Origin of the sequence: Tropicimonas omnivorans (assembly GCF_031846565.1) — a bacterium.
GTDB classification, from domain to species: domain Bacteria; phylum Pseudomonadota; class Alphaproteobacteria; order Rhodobacterales; family Rhodobacteraceae; genus Tropicimonas_B; species Tropicimonas_B omnivorans.
Map to the genome: position 1 here is coordinate 746,862 of NZ_JAVRHL010000003.1, position 14,364 is coordinate 761,225.

Genomic DNA, 14,364 nt, shown 5'->3' on the forward strand with positions numbered 1-14,364 from the left:
AAGACTGGATTCATCCATGCTGGGATACATGACGCGGCGGCTGGTGATCCTGCTGCTGTCCCTCGTCGCCGCCGCCATCGTCCTCTTCGTGCTCCTGCGGCTCCTGCCGGGCGATCCGGCGAATGCGCTCGTGGGTGTCGGAGCGACGCCGGAGCAGATCGAGGCGGCCCGGGCGCAGCTTGGATCCGACCAACCGCTCTTCGTGCAGTTCGTCTCCTATCTCGGCGATCTGGCGCGGTTCGACCTCGGCCAGTCCTTCGTCTCCCGCGCCCCGGTGATCGAGGAGATCTCCCGCCGGCTGAGCGTGACGTTGCCGCTGACCTTCGCGGCCTTCTTCCTTGCGATGCTGTTGGCCATCCCGCTCGGCATCGTCGCCGCTGTGAAGGCGCGGCGCTGGTACGGGCTGGTCCTCTCCGTCGTCTCGCAGGTCGGCATCGCGGTGCCGGTCTTCTGGCTCGGGATCCTGCTCGTCTACCAGTTCTCCCTGACGCTTCGCTGGCTGCCGTCCGGGGGCTTTCCCCTGCGCGGCTACGAGGATCCGGGGCGGGCGGTCCAGTCGATGATCTTGCCGGTCCTGACCATCGCGCTCATCATGACCGCGTCCCTGATGCGCTACGTCCGTTCGGCGACGCTGGACGTTCTGGAGTCCGACTTCCTGCGCACGGCGCGCGCTCTGGGCGAAAGCCGGACCGGCGCCCTGATGCGACACGGGCTGCGCAACGCGGCCGTTCCCGTGGTCTCCGTCCTCGGGATCGAGCTGTCGACGACCTTCCTCGGCGCCGTGGTGGTCGAACAGGTCTTCTCGCTCCCCGGTCTCGGCTCGATGCTCCTTCTGGGGATCCAGCAGCGGGACTATCCGAACGTCCAGGGGGTCCTGATCGTGTCCACGCTGCTCGTGCTGCTGGTCGGGTTCCTCGCCGACATACTCCAGCGTGTCCTCGATCCGCGCCTGCGCACGGAGGGGAGCCGATGAGCGTTGCAGGGACTGCCGGGCCACGCCGGAGCCGCGGCGGTGCGACCTATATTCTCGGCCTTATCCTCGTCGGAATCATCGTGGCGGCCGGCCTCGTCTCCTTCGCCTGGACGCCCTACGCGCTCTCGGACATGGCGGGCAGCCGTCTCGAGCCGCCGAGCGCGGCGCACTGGGCGGGGACGGACCGGCTCGGCCGGGATCTCTTCACGCAGCTGATGATCGGCGCACGGATCGCGCTCGTCGTCGGTTGCGGCGCGGTCGCCATCGGCGGGGCGATCGGCGTGGTGACCGGAATCCTCGCGGCCTTCGCCACGCGCTTCGCGGACGATGCACTCGCCGCCGTCTTCGACATCCTCATCGCCTTTCCGACGCTGCTCATCGCGATGCTCGTGGTGGCCGCACGGGAGGAAGCGTCCCTCGGCACCGCGATCCTCGCCCTCGGCATCGGCCTGTCGCCCATCGTCGGACGGATCACGCGGATCCTGACGAAGCAGGTGCTGGGGCAGGATTACATCACGGCGGCGCGGGTCTCCGGCACGTCCTGGGGGGCCATCGTGATCTTTCACATCCTTCCGAATATCGTGCCCTTCCTGGGCGTGAACCTCGCGCTGCAATTCGGCCTTGCGATCATGGCCGAGGCGTCGCTGTCCTATCTCGGCCTCGGCGCGCCGCCGCCCAATGCCTCCTGGGGACGGATGCTGCAGGAAGCCCAGAGCACGGTCTACACCGCGCCATGGGGCGCCGTGTTCCCGGGCCTTGCGCTCTTCGCCCTGGTGATCGGGATCAACCTCTTGGCGGACGGGCTGAGGGACCGGCTCGGCCGGAGTGGGAGGGACGCGGGATGAGCGATCTTCTGACCGTCGAAGGGCTGACGCTCGCCACCTCGGAGACGCGCCTCGTCGAGGATCTGTCCTTTTCGATCGCGCCCGGCGAGCGCTTCGGTCTGATCGGCGAGAGCGGGTCCGGCAAGTCGCTGACCGCGCTGGCCGTCACCGGCCTCCTGCCGCCGGCGATCCGCCCGTCGGGGAGTATCCGCCTTGGCGGAACGCAGGTGGTGGGCGCGCCGGAGCGGGCCCTGGTGCGTCTCAGGGGCGACGCCGTCGCCACCGTCTTCCAGGAGCCGCTGACGGCGCTCGACCCCTTGATGCCGCTCGGCGCGCAGATCGCCGGGCCGGTGCGGCGCCGTCTGAGGCGAAGTAGCAGCGATGCAAGCCGCGGCGCCGTCCGCCGCGAGGTCATGGCGCTTCTCGAGCAGGTGCGCCTGCCGGAGCCCGAGCGGCTGACCCGCGCCTATCCCCACGAGGTCTCCGGCGGCCAGCGTCAGCGGGTCGCCATCGCCATGGCGCTGGCCTGCCGGCCGCGGCTTCTGATCGCGGACGAGCCGACGACGGCGCTTGACGTCACCACGCAGGCCGAGATCGTCCAGCTCATCAACGCGCTGGTGAAGGAGCTGGGTCTGGGGCTTCTGTTCATCAGCCACGACCTCCCCGTGGTCGGGCAGGTGGCCGAGCGCGTGATGGTCATGCAGCAGGGGCGGGCGGTGGAGCGGGGCAGCACGGCCCGCGTCCTGATAGAGCCCGAGGACGCCTATACCCGCCGTCTCGTCGACGCCGCGCGCCGCTTCGACAGCGCCCTGGAGGGCCGCCCATGACCCTGATGTCGGTCGAGAATGTCAGCTTTTCCTACGGCGCGGGCCGGCGCGTGCTGGAGGACATCACGTTCGACGTGCCGCGCGGCTCCAATGTCGGGCTCGTGGGCGAGAGCGGGTCCGGAAAGTCCACCCTCCTGCGCCTGCTTCTCGGTCTCGATACGCCCCGGAGCGGCCGCATCCTGTTCGATGGCCAGCCGCTCGAGGCGAAGAGCGGGCGATACATGCGCAGCTACCGGCGACGTGTGCAGGCGGTGTTCCAGGATCCCTATTCCTCCCTCAACCCCGCGCACCGGATCCTCAGGATCGTGACGGAGCCGCTCCGCTCGCTCAAGGTGCCGGGAGATCACCGGGCCATGGCCGAGGAGGCGATGGCGGCTGTCGGCCTGCCGGCGGACAGCCTGGGGCGTTTTCCCGACCAGTTCTCCGGCGGCCAGCGGCAGCGGATCGCCATCGCCCGCGCGATCGTCGCGCGGCCGGAGCTGGTGCTGGCGGACGAAGCGGTCAGCGCCCTCGATCTGTCGACCCGCGTGCGCGTCGTGGACCTTTTCAGGGACATCTCGGAGCGGATGACGATGGTCTTCGTGTCTCACGACATGGGCGTCGTCGCCGCGCTCTGCGACCGGATCGTGGTTCTCGACCGGGGCCGCATCGTTGAGGCCGGGGAAACCGCCCGCATCCTTGCGGACCCGCAAAACGCCTATACCAGAAGCCTGCTCTCCAGCATCCCGCGGATGCCGGAGGGCGCCTGACATGACGAGACAGGACCCCAACAGATGACCGCCGATACCGACTTCGCCGCCGCCCATGCCGAGTGGTTCGAGACCCGCATGAGCAAGCTGACCGCCGAGGATGGCTGGCTGAACCTGCTCGGGCGCTGGTGGATCACGCCGGGGACATGGACCATCGGCAGCGGCGGGGAGAATGACGTGGTGCTGCCCGTGGGCCCGGAGCTGGTCGGGACGCTGACGCTGACGGACGGCGATACCGGCAGCTTCGTGACGAGCGCAGGCGAGGAGATGCCGCTGGACAGGGCGGCTGGCCGCTTCTCCTGGCGCACCGATCGGTTCGCGATGGAGATCACGTCGCTCAACGATCTGCGCGCGCTGCGCATCCGGGATACCCGGTCCGACAGCGCGACACGGCTGGCACCGATCCCCTTCTTCGATTTGGATCCCGCCTTGCGCATCACCGCGCGGTGGGAGCCGCTGCCGGAACCCATCTCCCTCACGCTCGACACGATCATCGGCGTGCCGACCGAGGTTCCGGTGTCCCACGTCGCACGATTCGAGTTCGCCGGTCGCGAGATGGCGATGCTGCCCACCTACGGCACAGCGGACCGTCCGCAATTCGTCTTCCGGGATCTGACCTCGCTGGACGACACCTACGGGCATATGCGCTTCGTCTTCGGCGAGGACGTGACGGAGGGCAGCGTGGTGATCGATTTCAACCGCGCGACCAACCCGCCCTGCGCCTTCACCTCTCACGCCGTCTGCCCGCTGCCCCCGCGGGAGAACCTCTTCGGCGTGCGGATCGAGGCAGGAGAGCAGCGGGTCCGGAGCGGATCGGACGCCGGGGCCTGACGCTTCGACCTTGGGACGCACGCCCGCCAGTCGGGTGACGCGCTCCTACCGGGGTTCGCGTCCGGCCGCACACCTATTCCGCGATCATCACCTCGATGCCCAGCTCCTCGAAGGCGCGGGCGTCCTTGTCCGAGATGCCATCGTCCGTGATGAAGGTGTTCACCACGTCCAGCGTGTTCAGCCGGGTGAAGGACGACAGGTTGATCTTGGTTGAATCGGCCACGAGGATCGTCTGTGTCGCGGCCCCGATCATGGCTTGCTTGAGCTGGAGGTCGGCGAAGCTGGGATAGGTCAGCCCGGTCTCGATGGACACGCCCGCGGTGGCGAGGAAGAGTTTTCCGGCAAGGACGTCCGACAGGTACTCCACCGCCTTGTCGCCGGAGAGGGAGAGTGTCGGAGGCTTGAACTGACCGCCCGGCATGTGGACGGCGATGCTGGGAACGGCGCCGAGAACGATGGCGATGTTGAGCGCGTTGGTGATGATCGTCAGGTCCCGCTTCGCGGTCAGCCGCGTCGCGATCTCCGTCGTGGTGGAACCGGCATCGAGGATCAGCGTCTCGCCGTCCGACACGAGCGACGCCGCCAGCGCGCCGATCTTGCGCTTCCTGTCCATGTTCGTGCTGTGCTGGAGCGACAGGGACGCGACCTGCCTGGCGACCGTGTTGAGATAGGCGCCCCCGTATTCGCGGGTGATGTGCCCCTCGGCCTCCAGCCGCTCCAGATCCTGCCTGATCGTGACATCCGAGACGGTGAAGGCAGTCGCCAGGTCCCGGACGCGGGCCGATCCCTCCTCCTCGAGCCAGTCGAGGATCCGGCGGCGGCGGGTCTCGGACAGCAGGCCGCCGCGCGTCTTCGGTCGTGATCCGCCGTCCTGTGCCATGGTGTTCTCTCGCGATCCGTCCGCCTGCGTCATGTTCCTCTCTACCAAGTCGCTCCCATGATCAACGTGCACCGGCCTGCTGACGCAGCACCACGCGCGCCTCGAAGCGGCTCTGGGCCTGGTCGACGACGACGGCGGCGATGATGACGAGACCCTTGATGACGGTCTGCCAGAAGGTCGACACGCCCATCATCACGAGCCCGTCGGACAGGATGCCGATGACGAACGCGCCGATGATTGTGCCGAAGATCCGCCCCCGCCCTCCGGACATCGAGGTGCCCCCGAGGACCGCGGCGGCGATGGCGTTGAGTTCGAAGGTCTCTCCCGTGGCCGGGTGCGCAGCCTGGAGCTGGGAGGCGATGATGAGGCCGACGAGGGCGGCGCAGAAGCCCGAGAACATGTAGACGTAGAGCTTCACCCGCCGGACCTTCACGCCGGACAGGGACGCCCCGCGCTCGTTGCCGCCCACCGCGTAGATGTGCCGGCCGAGCGGCGTGTTCCGCGCCACGTAAGCCGCGCCGCAGGCCACGGCGATCAGCATCCAGATCGAGACCGGGATGCCGAGCACGTTTCCCGCGCCGATCCAGCGGAACGTGTCCGACCCCCATTCGGCGTTGCCGGAGAGGTTGGGAAACGTGGCGCCGGAGGAAAACAGCAGCGCGATCCCCCGCGCGACGTAGAGCGTGCCGAGCGTGGCGATGAAGGGGGCCACGTTCAGCCGGGTGATCAGGATCCCGTTCACGAAGCCCACGAAGACGCCCACCGCGATGGTCATCAGGGCGATCTCGAACGTGTTGAACTGGATCGTCCAGGCGAAACCGAGGTCGATGCCGTTCAGGACGAGATACCCCGCCACCATCCCGCACAGACCGACGATTGAGCCGACCGAGAGATCGATCCCGCCGGTAATGATGACGAAGGTCATGCCGATGGCGAGAAAGGCGTTCAGCGCCACGTGCTTGGACATGATGATCATGTTGGCGGTGCTGAGGAAGTTCGGCGCCGCGGCGGCGAAGAACACGAAGACGACGATGAGGGCGATGAACGTCCGCGCCTTCAGGAGCAGGAGCAGCAGGTTCTGGGTCGAGGCCCCGCTTTGGCCGGTGGCGGTCGCGCTCATGCGGCTTTGTCCTTCTTGACTTGGGCGGCTTCGACGATCTCGGCCATTGAAGCCGTGCTGCCGTCGAACGTGCCGGTGATCCGGCCCTGTGCCATGACGATGATGCGGTCCGAGAGGCCGGTGACCTCCTCAAGATCCGACGTGACGAAAAGGATGGCGAGCCCGTCTTCGGCGAGGGCGCGCATCGTGCGGAAGACCTCGGCCTTGGCGCCGATGTCGATGCCGCGGGAGGGCTCGTCCATCAGCAGCACCTTCGGCGACGTCATCAGCGCCTTCGAGATGACGACCTTCTGCTGGTTGCCGCCCGAGAGCGAGGAGACGGGATGCTCCGGGCTCGCGATCTTGATACCGAGGCGCTTGACGAAATCACGCGCCGTCTCCGCCTCCCGCGACAGGCTGAGGTGGAGGTATCGGGTGAAGCGGCGAAGGGAGGAGAGTGTCATGTTCTCCCGGATCGCCATGATCTGGACCAGCCCGTCGCGCTTGCGGTCCTCCGGGATGAGGGCGACCCCCCGGTCGATCCGGCTGGAGACGTCGGGCGGGCCGATCGGCTCTCCGTCCAGCCACATCTCGCCGCCCGCATGGGGATGCAAGCCGAGGATGCATTCGAGGAACTCGCTGCGTCCTGCGCCCATGAGCCCGTATATGCCGACGATCTCCCCCGCCTTCACCGACAGGCTCACGTGATCGACCGCCAGCCCGCCGGCCTCGCGCGGAAGGGTGACGTCCTCGGCGCGGAACACGTCTTCCCCGATGGTCTGGGCGCGGGGCGGGAAGTCCTTCGATGTCTCGCCGATCATGGCGGTGACGATCCACGGAATGTCCACGCCGTCCATCGGCTGCGCGCCGGTGATCTCGCCGTCGCGCAGGACGGTGATGTAGTCGCCGATGCGGATCAGCTCCTCGAGGCGGTGGCTGATGTAGACGATCCCGACGCCCTGTCGCCGCAGCTCTCCGATGACGCGGAAGAGCACGTCCACCTCGGTCTGCGAAAGCGCCGAGGTCGGTTCGTCCAGGATCAGGATGCGGGCATCCTCGTTCAGCGCCTTGGCGATCTCGACGATCTGTTGCTGCCCGATGCGCAGGTTGCCGAGCGGCTGATCGACGTCGATCTGCTGTTCCAGCCGCTCCATCAGCTCCCGCGCGATGCGGCTTTGCGCGGCGCGGTCGATATGGCCCATATGGGTTCGTTCGCGGCCGATGAAGATGTTCTCGGTGATCGTGAGATCGGGAAAGAGGTTCAATTCTTGGAAGACGATGCCGATGCCGGCGCGCTCCGCTTCGTCCTTCGAGGCGAAGGTGACGGGCGCTCCGTCCATCTCGATGCGGCCCTCGGTGAGGCGCTCGACGCCCGCGATGACCTTCATCAGCGTGGACTTGCCGGCGCCGTTCTCCCCCACGAGGACGTTGACCGCGCCCATGCGCAGGTCGAAATCGACGCCTTTCAGGGCGACCGTGCCGGGATAGACCTTCACGCCCCCTCGGATCGACAGGGCGATGGACTGCTCCGTCATGGCGCGCTCCAGTCGAGCGTGACGGGGACGATCTCGGCCGCGGCCTCGCCATCCGTCAGGGTAAAGGCACCGGTGAAGGAGACGTCTCGGCCGATGGCATCCTCGGGTAAGACGGGCATGCCGGCATGTGCGGTGTCGTTGAGCGCGCGGGCAAGCTTGGCGAACTCGATCTGGTCGCGGAAATCGGTGAAGACATAGAAGGGCAGGCTGTCGCGCAGCGCAGTGCCCCGGATGACGGGGCCGAGCTGGAGATCGGCATCCGCTGTGCCGTCGCCGTCGAGATCGACCGACAGGCGCGCGGCGCGGCTTTCGAGATCTGCGTCGACGACGGTTCCGCCCCCCCTGACGATGAAGTTGCTCGGGGCACCTTCGCTCCCGCCGATCCCGTAGCGGTCCTCGGCGGCGGGGAAATCGGAGCGCGCGAGGGACAGCACATCCGTGGCCGGGACGGCCATCTCGCTCAGCGTGGGCAGAACGCGAGGCGTCCAGTCCTCGCTCACGATGGCGGCCATGCGGCTGGCATCGTCCTGCGGGACGGCATCGGCGTCATCCGCCTTTTCGACGATCTTGCACGATGCAAGGGGCAGCGCCGCGGCAGCGACGATGGCGATGAGACGGATCATGAGCGAGGTTCCCGCGGGTCCGGTAGGGTCAGAAATGGGAGAGGTCGGGCGGGCGGCGACGAGGCCGCCCGCGCTCTTCAGGGATGTCCCAGGGTCAGTCCGCGAGCGCGAACGTCTCGAGGTTGTCGGCGTTCTCGGCGGTGATGAGCACGCAATCCATCAGCTGTTTCTCGTCGAGGCCGGTGGACCCGTCCGTCAGGTAGGCATCGGCCTGCTCGACGGCGAGCTCGGCCTGGCGGTAGGCGGGCTGGAGGACCGTGGCCTTGATGCCGCCGTTCTGGATCGAGTCGCGCACGTCGTTGGAGCCGTCGAAGCCCACCACGATCACGTCGGTGCGGCCGGCCGCCTCGAGCGCGGCCCAGGCACCCATCGCCATCGTGTCGTTGCCGGAGATGACGCCCTTGATGTCCGGATTGGCCTGGAGCATCGATTCCATGACCGTGTAGGCCTCGGTCTGGGACCAGTTCGCCGATTGCTGGGCGATCATTTCGAGGTCCGGGTACTGGTCGATGACATCATGGTAGCCGGACGAGCGGATGCCGGCATTGGTGTCGGATTCCTTGCCCAGAAGCTCGGCGTACTGGCCCTCTTCGCCCATGAATTCGACGAACGCCTCGGCGCCGAGCTGCGCGCCCTGGTAATTGTTCGACACGATCTGGCTGACGGCGACGCCGGATTCGGTGATCTCGCGGTCGATCAGGAAGGAGGGGATGCCCGCTTCCTTCGCCCGGCGGATCGGTTCGACGGAGGCATCCGCGCCGGCATTGTCGAGAATGACGGCGGACACACCCTGCGCGATCAGCGAATCGTAGATCTCGGACTGGCGGTTGGGATCGTCGTCATGGGTCAGGACGACCGTGTCGTAGCCCAGCTCCTCCGCCTTCGCGGCGGCGCCGTCGGCCTCTGCCTTGAAGAAGGGGTTGTCGTGGCTCGGCGTGACGATCCCGATGGTGCCCTGATCCTGCGCGAACGCCGCGAAGGGCAGGGTGAGCGCGATGGCGGCCGCGCTGGCGATAAGGTGGCGTCGTTTCATGATTGGAGTCCTCCCGTTTTTCGTTTCGGCACAAGCTGCGCCGCTCCTCCAAAACGAAAGAGACCGAAAGAAAAGCCTTCTGTCAACACAGTCGTTCGGCACCGTCTGTTTTCATTCCCGCGCTTCAGCGGGTCATGGCGAGGAATATTGCTCAGAAATTGTTCCTTGCCATGAAGACGTCCGCCCTCTACCAAATCAAACGAAAGAAAACGAAACCAGTTCTTGAGGGAGGAGCCCATGAGCAGGATCGTCGGGCGCAGGATCACGCTGGGCGTGGTCATCGGAAGCCGTGCGTTCTTCTCTCCCGCGCCGTGCCGCGCCGCGAGGGACGAGATCACGGCAGAACTGGGGGCCCTCGGTGTCGACATCGTCACGCTGCCGTTCGAGGCCACCGCGAACGGCGCGGTCCAGTCGATCGAGGATGCCCGGCTCTACGCCGAGCATTTCCGCAAGCATGCGGACAGTATCGACGGGCTGGTGATCTGCCTGCCGAATTTCGGCGACGAGATCGCGGTCTCCGAGCTGGTGAACCGCGCCCGTCTGGACGTGCCGATCCTGGTTCAGGCCGCGAATGACGAGAACGACCAAGTCGACGTGCACAGCCGCCGCGATGCGTGGTGCGGAAAGATCAGCGTCACGAACAACTTCTACCAGTACGGCGTGCCCTTCAGCGAGCCGTCCCGCCATACCTCGGACATCTCCTCCGACGAATTCCGCGCCGACCTGCGCAAGTTCGTGGGCGTCTGCCGCGTGGTCGGCGGCGTGCGCGGCGCGCGACTCGGAGCCATCGGGGCGCGCACGGGCGCGTTCCAGACCATGCGCTATTCCGAAAAGCTGCTCCAGCGCGCCGGGGTCACGGTCGTCACCGTCGATCTGTCTGAGCTGATGGGACGGGCGGGACGGCTCTCCGACGACGAGCCCGTGGTGCGCGAAAAGGTCGAAGCGATCCGCACCTACGGCCGCATCGCGCCGCATATTTCCAACGATCAGCTCGTCCGGCAGGCCAAATGGACCGCCACGGTCAACGCCTGGATCGAGGAGAACGAGTGCGACGCCTCCGCCATCCAGTGCTGGAGCGCGTTGCAGGACAATTTCGGCTGCGCGACCTGCGTGACAATGTCCATGATGGGCGAGGCGCTGATGCCCTCGGCCTGCGAGGTGGACATCATGGGCGGGCTGTCGATGTACATGCTCGCGCTCGCCTCGGAAGCGCCGCCGGCGATCCTCGACTGGAACAACAACTACAATCGCGAGGAGGAGATGGTCGTCGCGACGCATTGCGGCAACTTCCCCAAATCCTTCATCGGCGACACGCCGGAGATCGGGGAGCTCGACGTCCTCGGCGAATCCCTCGGCCGCTCCAATTGCTTCGGCGCGGTGAAGGGCAAGGTGAAGGCCGGGGACATGACCTATTTCAGGGTCTCCTCGGATGACACGAACGGCACGCTCAAGGCCTATCTCGGCGAGGGCGAGTTCACGGACGATCCCTACGGTATGGACGGCGGCATCGCCGTCTGCCGCATTCCGCGCCTGCGCCGGCTCATGGGGTTCGTGACGCAGCAGGGCTTCGAGCACCACGTCGCCATGGTCCGCGGGCACCATGCCGCGATCCTGAACGAGGCGATGACCCGTTACCTGGGCTGGCCGTTCTACGATCACGACACGCCGCCCGAACCGCAACTGTTCCACCCCCGGAGGTTCTGATGACGGACCGCTCCAACACCCTCGCGACGATCCGCGACAATGCCCTGTGGATGCGCCGCCGCGCCTTCTCGATGGTGCATGCCGCCCAGCTCGGCCATCCGGGCGGCGACTTCTCCGCCACCGACATCGTCGCCACGCTCTTCTTCGGCGTCCTGCGGTACGATCCGGCCCGCCCAGAGAAGGCCGACCGCGACCGGTTCGTCATGTCCAAGGGCCACGCGACGGGGGTCCTCTACACCGCGCTCTGCCGCGCGGGATATTATTCCGAAGACTGGCTCGAGACCTACATGCAGCCCGGCTCGAAGCTGAACGGTCACCCGAACCGGCAATACGTTCCCGGCGTCGAGGCCAATACCGGCCCGCTCGGCCACGGCCTGCCCATCGCCACCGGTATCGCCATCGCCGGGCAGATCGACGGCTCGGATCACCGGACCTTCGTCCTGACCGGGGACGGTGAGATCCAGGAGGGCTCCAACTGGGAGGCCGCGATGACAGCCGGTCACCGCAAGCTCGGGAACCTGACCGTCATCGTCGACCGCAACCGCCTGCAACAGGGGCAGGGGACGGAGGAGACCTCCTCCCTCGACCCACTGCCGCAGAAATGGACCGCTTTCGGCTGGGAGGTGATCGAGGTGGACGGGCACGACCATGCCCAGCTTCTCGAGGTGCTTGGCGCCGAGCCTGGCGATCGCCCCCGCGCCGTCATCGCCAACACGGTGAAGGGCAAGGGCGTGTCATTCATGGAGAACCAGGCAAGCTGGCATCACGGTGTGCCGAGCGACGAACAATTCGCCCAGGCGATGGAGGAGCTGGTCTGATGGCCGATACCCTGACTGCGACCGCGAGGGACTGCCGCGTCGCATGGTCCGAAACGCTGGAGGCTCTGGCCCGCGAGGACGACCGCATCGTCGCCGTGGTGAACGATTCCATCGGCTCTTCCAAGTTGAACGCTTTCGCCACGGCGTTCCCCGAGCGAACCGTCAATGTCGGCATCGCCGAGCAGCTGATGGTCGGCGTCGGCGCCGGGCTGGCCAATGGCGGCAAGGTTCCGTTCGTCTCCGCCGCCGGCTGCTTCCTGACGGGCCGGGCTCTGGAGCAGATCAAGGCGGATGTGGCCTATTCGGGCTACAACGTGAAGCTGGTCGGCCAGTCCTCCGGCATCGCCTACGGGGAGCTTGGCGCGACGCACCATTCCATCGAGGACCTGGGGTGGCTCCGCCAGCTCGGCCAGATCACCGTGATCGTTCCCGCCGACAGCTGGGAAACGGAACAGGCCGTGCGGTGGGCCGCGGCGCATGACGGGCCGGTCTACCTGCGGATATCGCGCATGAAGGTGCCGGATCTCGATATCCCGGACCGCCGCTTCCGTCCCGGCGTCGCGGAGGTGGTGCGCGAGGGCGATGATGCCGCGATCCTGGCCTGCGGCACGACGGTCCACCTTGCCCGCGACGCTTCCGTGCTTCTGGCGGAGGAGGGGATCCGGGCCCGGGTGCTCAACATGTCGTCCGTCAATCCGCTGGATACGGAGGCCACCCTCTCGGCGGCGAGGACAGGCCATATCGTCACGGTGGAGGAGGGGCATGTCCGGGGCGGTCTCGGCGGCGCCGTCGCGGAGTTCACCGCGTCTGCGCATCCCTGCCGCGTGACGCGCATGGGCTTCGACGGCTTCCGCACGACCGGTTCCGCGGAGCATCTCTTCGAAGAGGCGGGGCTGTCGGCGCAAGGGATCGCCGGATCGGTCCGCGCCTCCCTCTCGGCATGAGCCGGATTCTCGCCATCGATCAGGGCACGACCAACACCAAGGTCGTGCTCTTCGATGCGTCCCTTACCCCCGTGGCCCGCGCCAGCCGACCCACGCGCACGCACTACCCGGCCGATGGCTGGGCGGAGCAATCGGCGGACGAGATCTGGCAGAGCGTCAGGGCCGCGATCGGGGAGGTCGTGGCCGCCGAAGGGGCAGGCGGCATCGAGGGGATCGCGATTTCGAACCAGCGCGAGACACTGGTCCTCTGGGATGCGGAGGGCGGACCTGCGCCCTGTCCAGCGATCCTCTGGCAATGCCGCCGCACGGCCGGGCGCTGTGCCGAGTTGATCGCTGAGGGGCACGACGAGACCGTCGTCGCCGCCACCGGCCTCGGCATCAACCCGCTCTTCCCGGCCTCCAAGCTCGCCTGGGCGATGGAGAACGTCGACCGCGTGGCCGAGCTTCACGCGGCAGGCCGGTTGCGGGGCGGAACGGTCGATACGTGGCTTCTGTGGAACCTTACCGGCGGGGCGGCCTTCGCGACGGACCACTCGAACGCCTCCCGGACGCTGCTGTTCGACACCGCGAAGCTCGACTGGTCGGAGGAGCTGGCGTCGCTCTTCGGGGCGCCGCACGATGTCCTGCCGAAGCCGATGCCGAGCGACAGCCGGTTCGGCGTGACGGCGGAGAGCGCCACGGCGCTGCCCGCTGGCGTGCCGATCCTCTCCGTCATGGGCGACAGTCACGCGGCCCTCTACGGTCACGACATCCGCGCGCCGGGGGAGGTGAAGGCGACGTTCGGCACCGGCTCCTCCCTCATGACGCTGACCCCGGAGCGCACCGCCTCCGGAAACGGGCTGTCGGGCACCATCGCCTGGAGCGAGGGGGGGAGGACCGCCTACGCCCTCGAGGGCAACATCACCGTCTCGGCGCAGGCGGCGGCCTATGTGGCCGGTCTTCTGGGTCTGCCATCCCCCGCCGCGCTGTCGGACCTCGCGCAAACTGTCCCGGACGCGAACGGGGTCAGCTTCGTGCCGGCGCTCGCGGGCCTCGGCGCCCCGCATTGGGACGACGCCGCCCGGGGGACCATTGGCGGGCTGACCCTCTCCGCCGGCCCGGCTCACATTGCCCGCGCGACGTTCGAGGCCATCGCCCACCAGGTCGCGGATGTGTTCGAGGCGATGGAGCGCGACATAGGCCAGCCCCTCGCCGCGCTGAAGGCTGACGGAGGCGCCTCCGGCAACGACTGGCTGATGCAGCTGCAGGCCGACCTTCTCGGCCGCCCGGTCCTGAGGCGCGACATGGCCGAGATCGGAGCGCGTGGCGCCGCCTCCATGGCTCTTCGGGCTCTCGGTCACGCGGCAAAGGAGGCGGCGGGTCCGATGGTCCGCTTCGCGCCCCTCATGAAAGATGCCGAGAGGCACCGCCACCGTGCCGCCTGGGTCGCGGCCGTGGCACAGGCCCGCGCACGGTCAGCCTGACGGCCAAGGCTCCGCCTATGCTTCGGGTCGCGCCCGCGATTGAATGCGGGACGGGTTGCGC

Annotated in this window: 15 protein-coding genes; 9 read left to right on the top strand and 6 right to left on the bottom strand. The window is 67.6% G+C overall.

Going from position 1 to position 14,364, the window contains the following annotated elements; genetic code table 11:
• Nucleotides 1-16 precede the first annotated feature (16 nt).
• The 5 genes from RM543_RS14155 to RM543_RS14175 are packed head-to-tail and all read left to right on the top strand — an operon-like array spanning nucleotide 17 to nucleotide 4,204.
• The gene (locus RM543_RS14155) at nucleotides 17-973 is read left to right on the top strand and encodes an ABC transporter permease (protein ID WP_311692739.1); all 957 of its coding nucleotides are present in this window, start codon (nucleotides 17-19) and stop codon (nucleotides 971-973) included.
• Nucleotides 970-1,818, top strand: coding sequence for an ABC transporter permease (locus RM543_RS14160; RefSeq protein WP_311692741.1), 849 nt, complete (start codon nucleotides 970-972; stop codon nucleotides 1,816-1,818). The genes RM543_RS14155 and RM543_RS14160 overlap by 4 nt, the downstream gene beginning before the upstream one ends.
• Nucleotides 1,815-2,624 (top strand): ATP-binding cassette domain-containing protein, encoded by an 810-nt coding sequence (locus RM543_RS14165; protein ID WP_311692743.1) that lies wholly within the window; start codon nucleotides 1,815-1,817, stop codon nucleotides 2,622-2,624. The genes RM543_RS14160 and RM543_RS14165 overlap by 4 nt, the downstream gene beginning before the upstream one ends.
• Complete coding sequence (locus tag RM543_RS14170) at nucleotides 2,621-3,373, top strand: ABC transporter ATP-binding protein (RefSeq protein WP_311692745.1); 753 nt, start codon at nucleotides 2,621-2,623, stop codon at nucleotides 3,371-3,373. Before RM543_RS14165 ends, RM543_RS14170 begins: the two co-directional genes overlap by 4 nt.
• 24 nt (nucleotides 3,374-3,397) lie before the next feature.
• Complete coding sequence (locus RM543_RS14175; RefSeq protein ID WP_311692747.1) at nucleotides 3,398-4,204, top strand: DUF1684 domain-containing protein; 807 nt, start codon at nucleotides 3,398-3,400, stop codon at nucleotides 4,202-4,204.
• A gap of 73 nt (nucleotides 4,205-4,277) precedes the next feature.
• Here the strand turns inward: RM543_RS14175 and RM543_RS14180 are convergent, their stop codons facing one another.
• The 6 genes from RM543_RS14180 to RM543_RS14205 form a co-directional block, all read right to left on the bottom strand.
• A complete protein-coding gene (locus RM543_RS14180) occupies nucleotides 4,278-5,117 on the bottom strand; it encodes a DeoR/GlpR family DNA-binding transcription regulator (RefSeq protein WP_311692749.1) in 840 nt (279 codons plus the stop codon).
• A 28-nt stretch (nucleotides 5,118-5,145) separates the two neighbouring features.
• On the bottom strand, nucleotides 5,146-6,204 hold the full coding sequence (locus tag RM543_RS14185) for an ABC transporter permease (RefSeq protein ID WP_311692751.1): 1,059 nt from the start codon (nucleotides 6,202-6,204) through the stop codon (nucleotides 5,146-5,148).
• Nucleotides 6,201-7,718, bottom strand: coding sequence for a sugar ABC transporter ATP-binding protein (locus RM543_RS14190; protein ID WP_311692753.1), 1,518 nt, complete (start codon nucleotides 7,716-7,718; stop codon nucleotides 6,201-6,203). Before RM543_RS14190 ends, RM543_RS14185 begins: the two co-directional genes overlap by 4 nt.
• On the bottom strand, nucleotides 7,715-8,341 hold the full coding sequence (locus RM543_RS14195; protein ID WP_311692755.1) for a DUF2291 family protein: 627 nt from the start codon (nucleotides 8,339-8,341) through the stop codon (nucleotides 7,715-7,717). The genes RM543_RS14190 and RM543_RS14195 overlap by 4 nt, the downstream gene beginning before the upstream one ends.
• Before the next feature lie 94 nt (nucleotides 8,342-8,435).
• The gene (locus RM543_RS14200) at nucleotides 8,436-9,374 is read right to left on the bottom strand and encodes a D-ribose ABC transporter substrate-binding protein (RefSeq protein WP_311692756.1); all 939 of its coding nucleotides are present in this window, start codon (nucleotides 9,372-9,374) and stop codon (nucleotides 8,436-8,438) included.
• Nucleotides 9,371-9,655: a hypothetical protein gene (locus RM543_RS14205; RefSeq protein ID WP_311692758.1), complete on the bottom strand. Its 285-nt coding sequence runs from the start codon at nucleotides 9,653-9,655 to the stop codon at nucleotides 9,371-9,373. Before RM543_RS14205 ends, RM543_RS14200 begins: the two co-directional genes overlap by 4 nt.
• On the opposite strand from RM543_RS14205, the gene RM543_RS14210 reads away from it, so the two are divergent.
• From RM543_RS14210 to RM543_RS14225, 4 genes are read left to right on the top strand one after another with little or no spacing between them, the layout of a single operon-like run.
• Nucleotides 9,612-11,078 carry an L-fucose/L-arabinose isomerase family protein gene (locus RM543_RS14210; protein ID WP_311692760.1) on the top strand — a complete coding sequence of 489 codons (1,467 nt, stop codon included), beginning with the start codon at nucleotides 9,612-9,614 and terminating at the stop codon, nucleotides 11,076-11,078. The two genes, RM543_RS14205 and RM543_RS14210, sit on opposite strands and share 44 nt — an antisense overlap.
• Nucleotides 11,078-11,896 carry a transketolase gene (locus RM543_RS14215; protein ID WP_311692762.1) on the top strand — a complete coding sequence of 273 codons (819 nt, stop codon included), beginning with the start codon at nucleotides 11,078-11,080 and terminating at the stop codon, nucleotides 11,894-11,896. Before RM543_RS14210 ends, RM543_RS14215 begins: the two co-directional genes overlap by 1 nt.
• Nucleotides 11,896-12,840 (top strand): transketolase family protein, encoded by a 945-nt coding sequence (locus RM543_RS14220; RefSeq protein WP_311692764.1) that lies wholly within the window; start codon nucleotides 11,896-11,898, stop codon nucleotides 12,838-12,840. Before RM543_RS14215 ends, RM543_RS14220 begins: the two co-directional genes overlap by 1 nt.
• Nucleotides 12,837-14,303 (top strand): FGGY-family carbohydrate kinase, encoded by a 1,467-nt coding sequence (locus tag RM543_RS14225; RefSeq protein WP_311692766.1) that lies wholly within the window; start codon nucleotides 12,837-12,839, stop codon nucleotides 14,301-14,303. Before RM543_RS14220 ends, RM543_RS14225 begins: the two co-directional genes overlap by 4 nt.
• The last annotated feature ends 61 nt before the right edge of the window (nucleotides 14,304-14,364 follow it).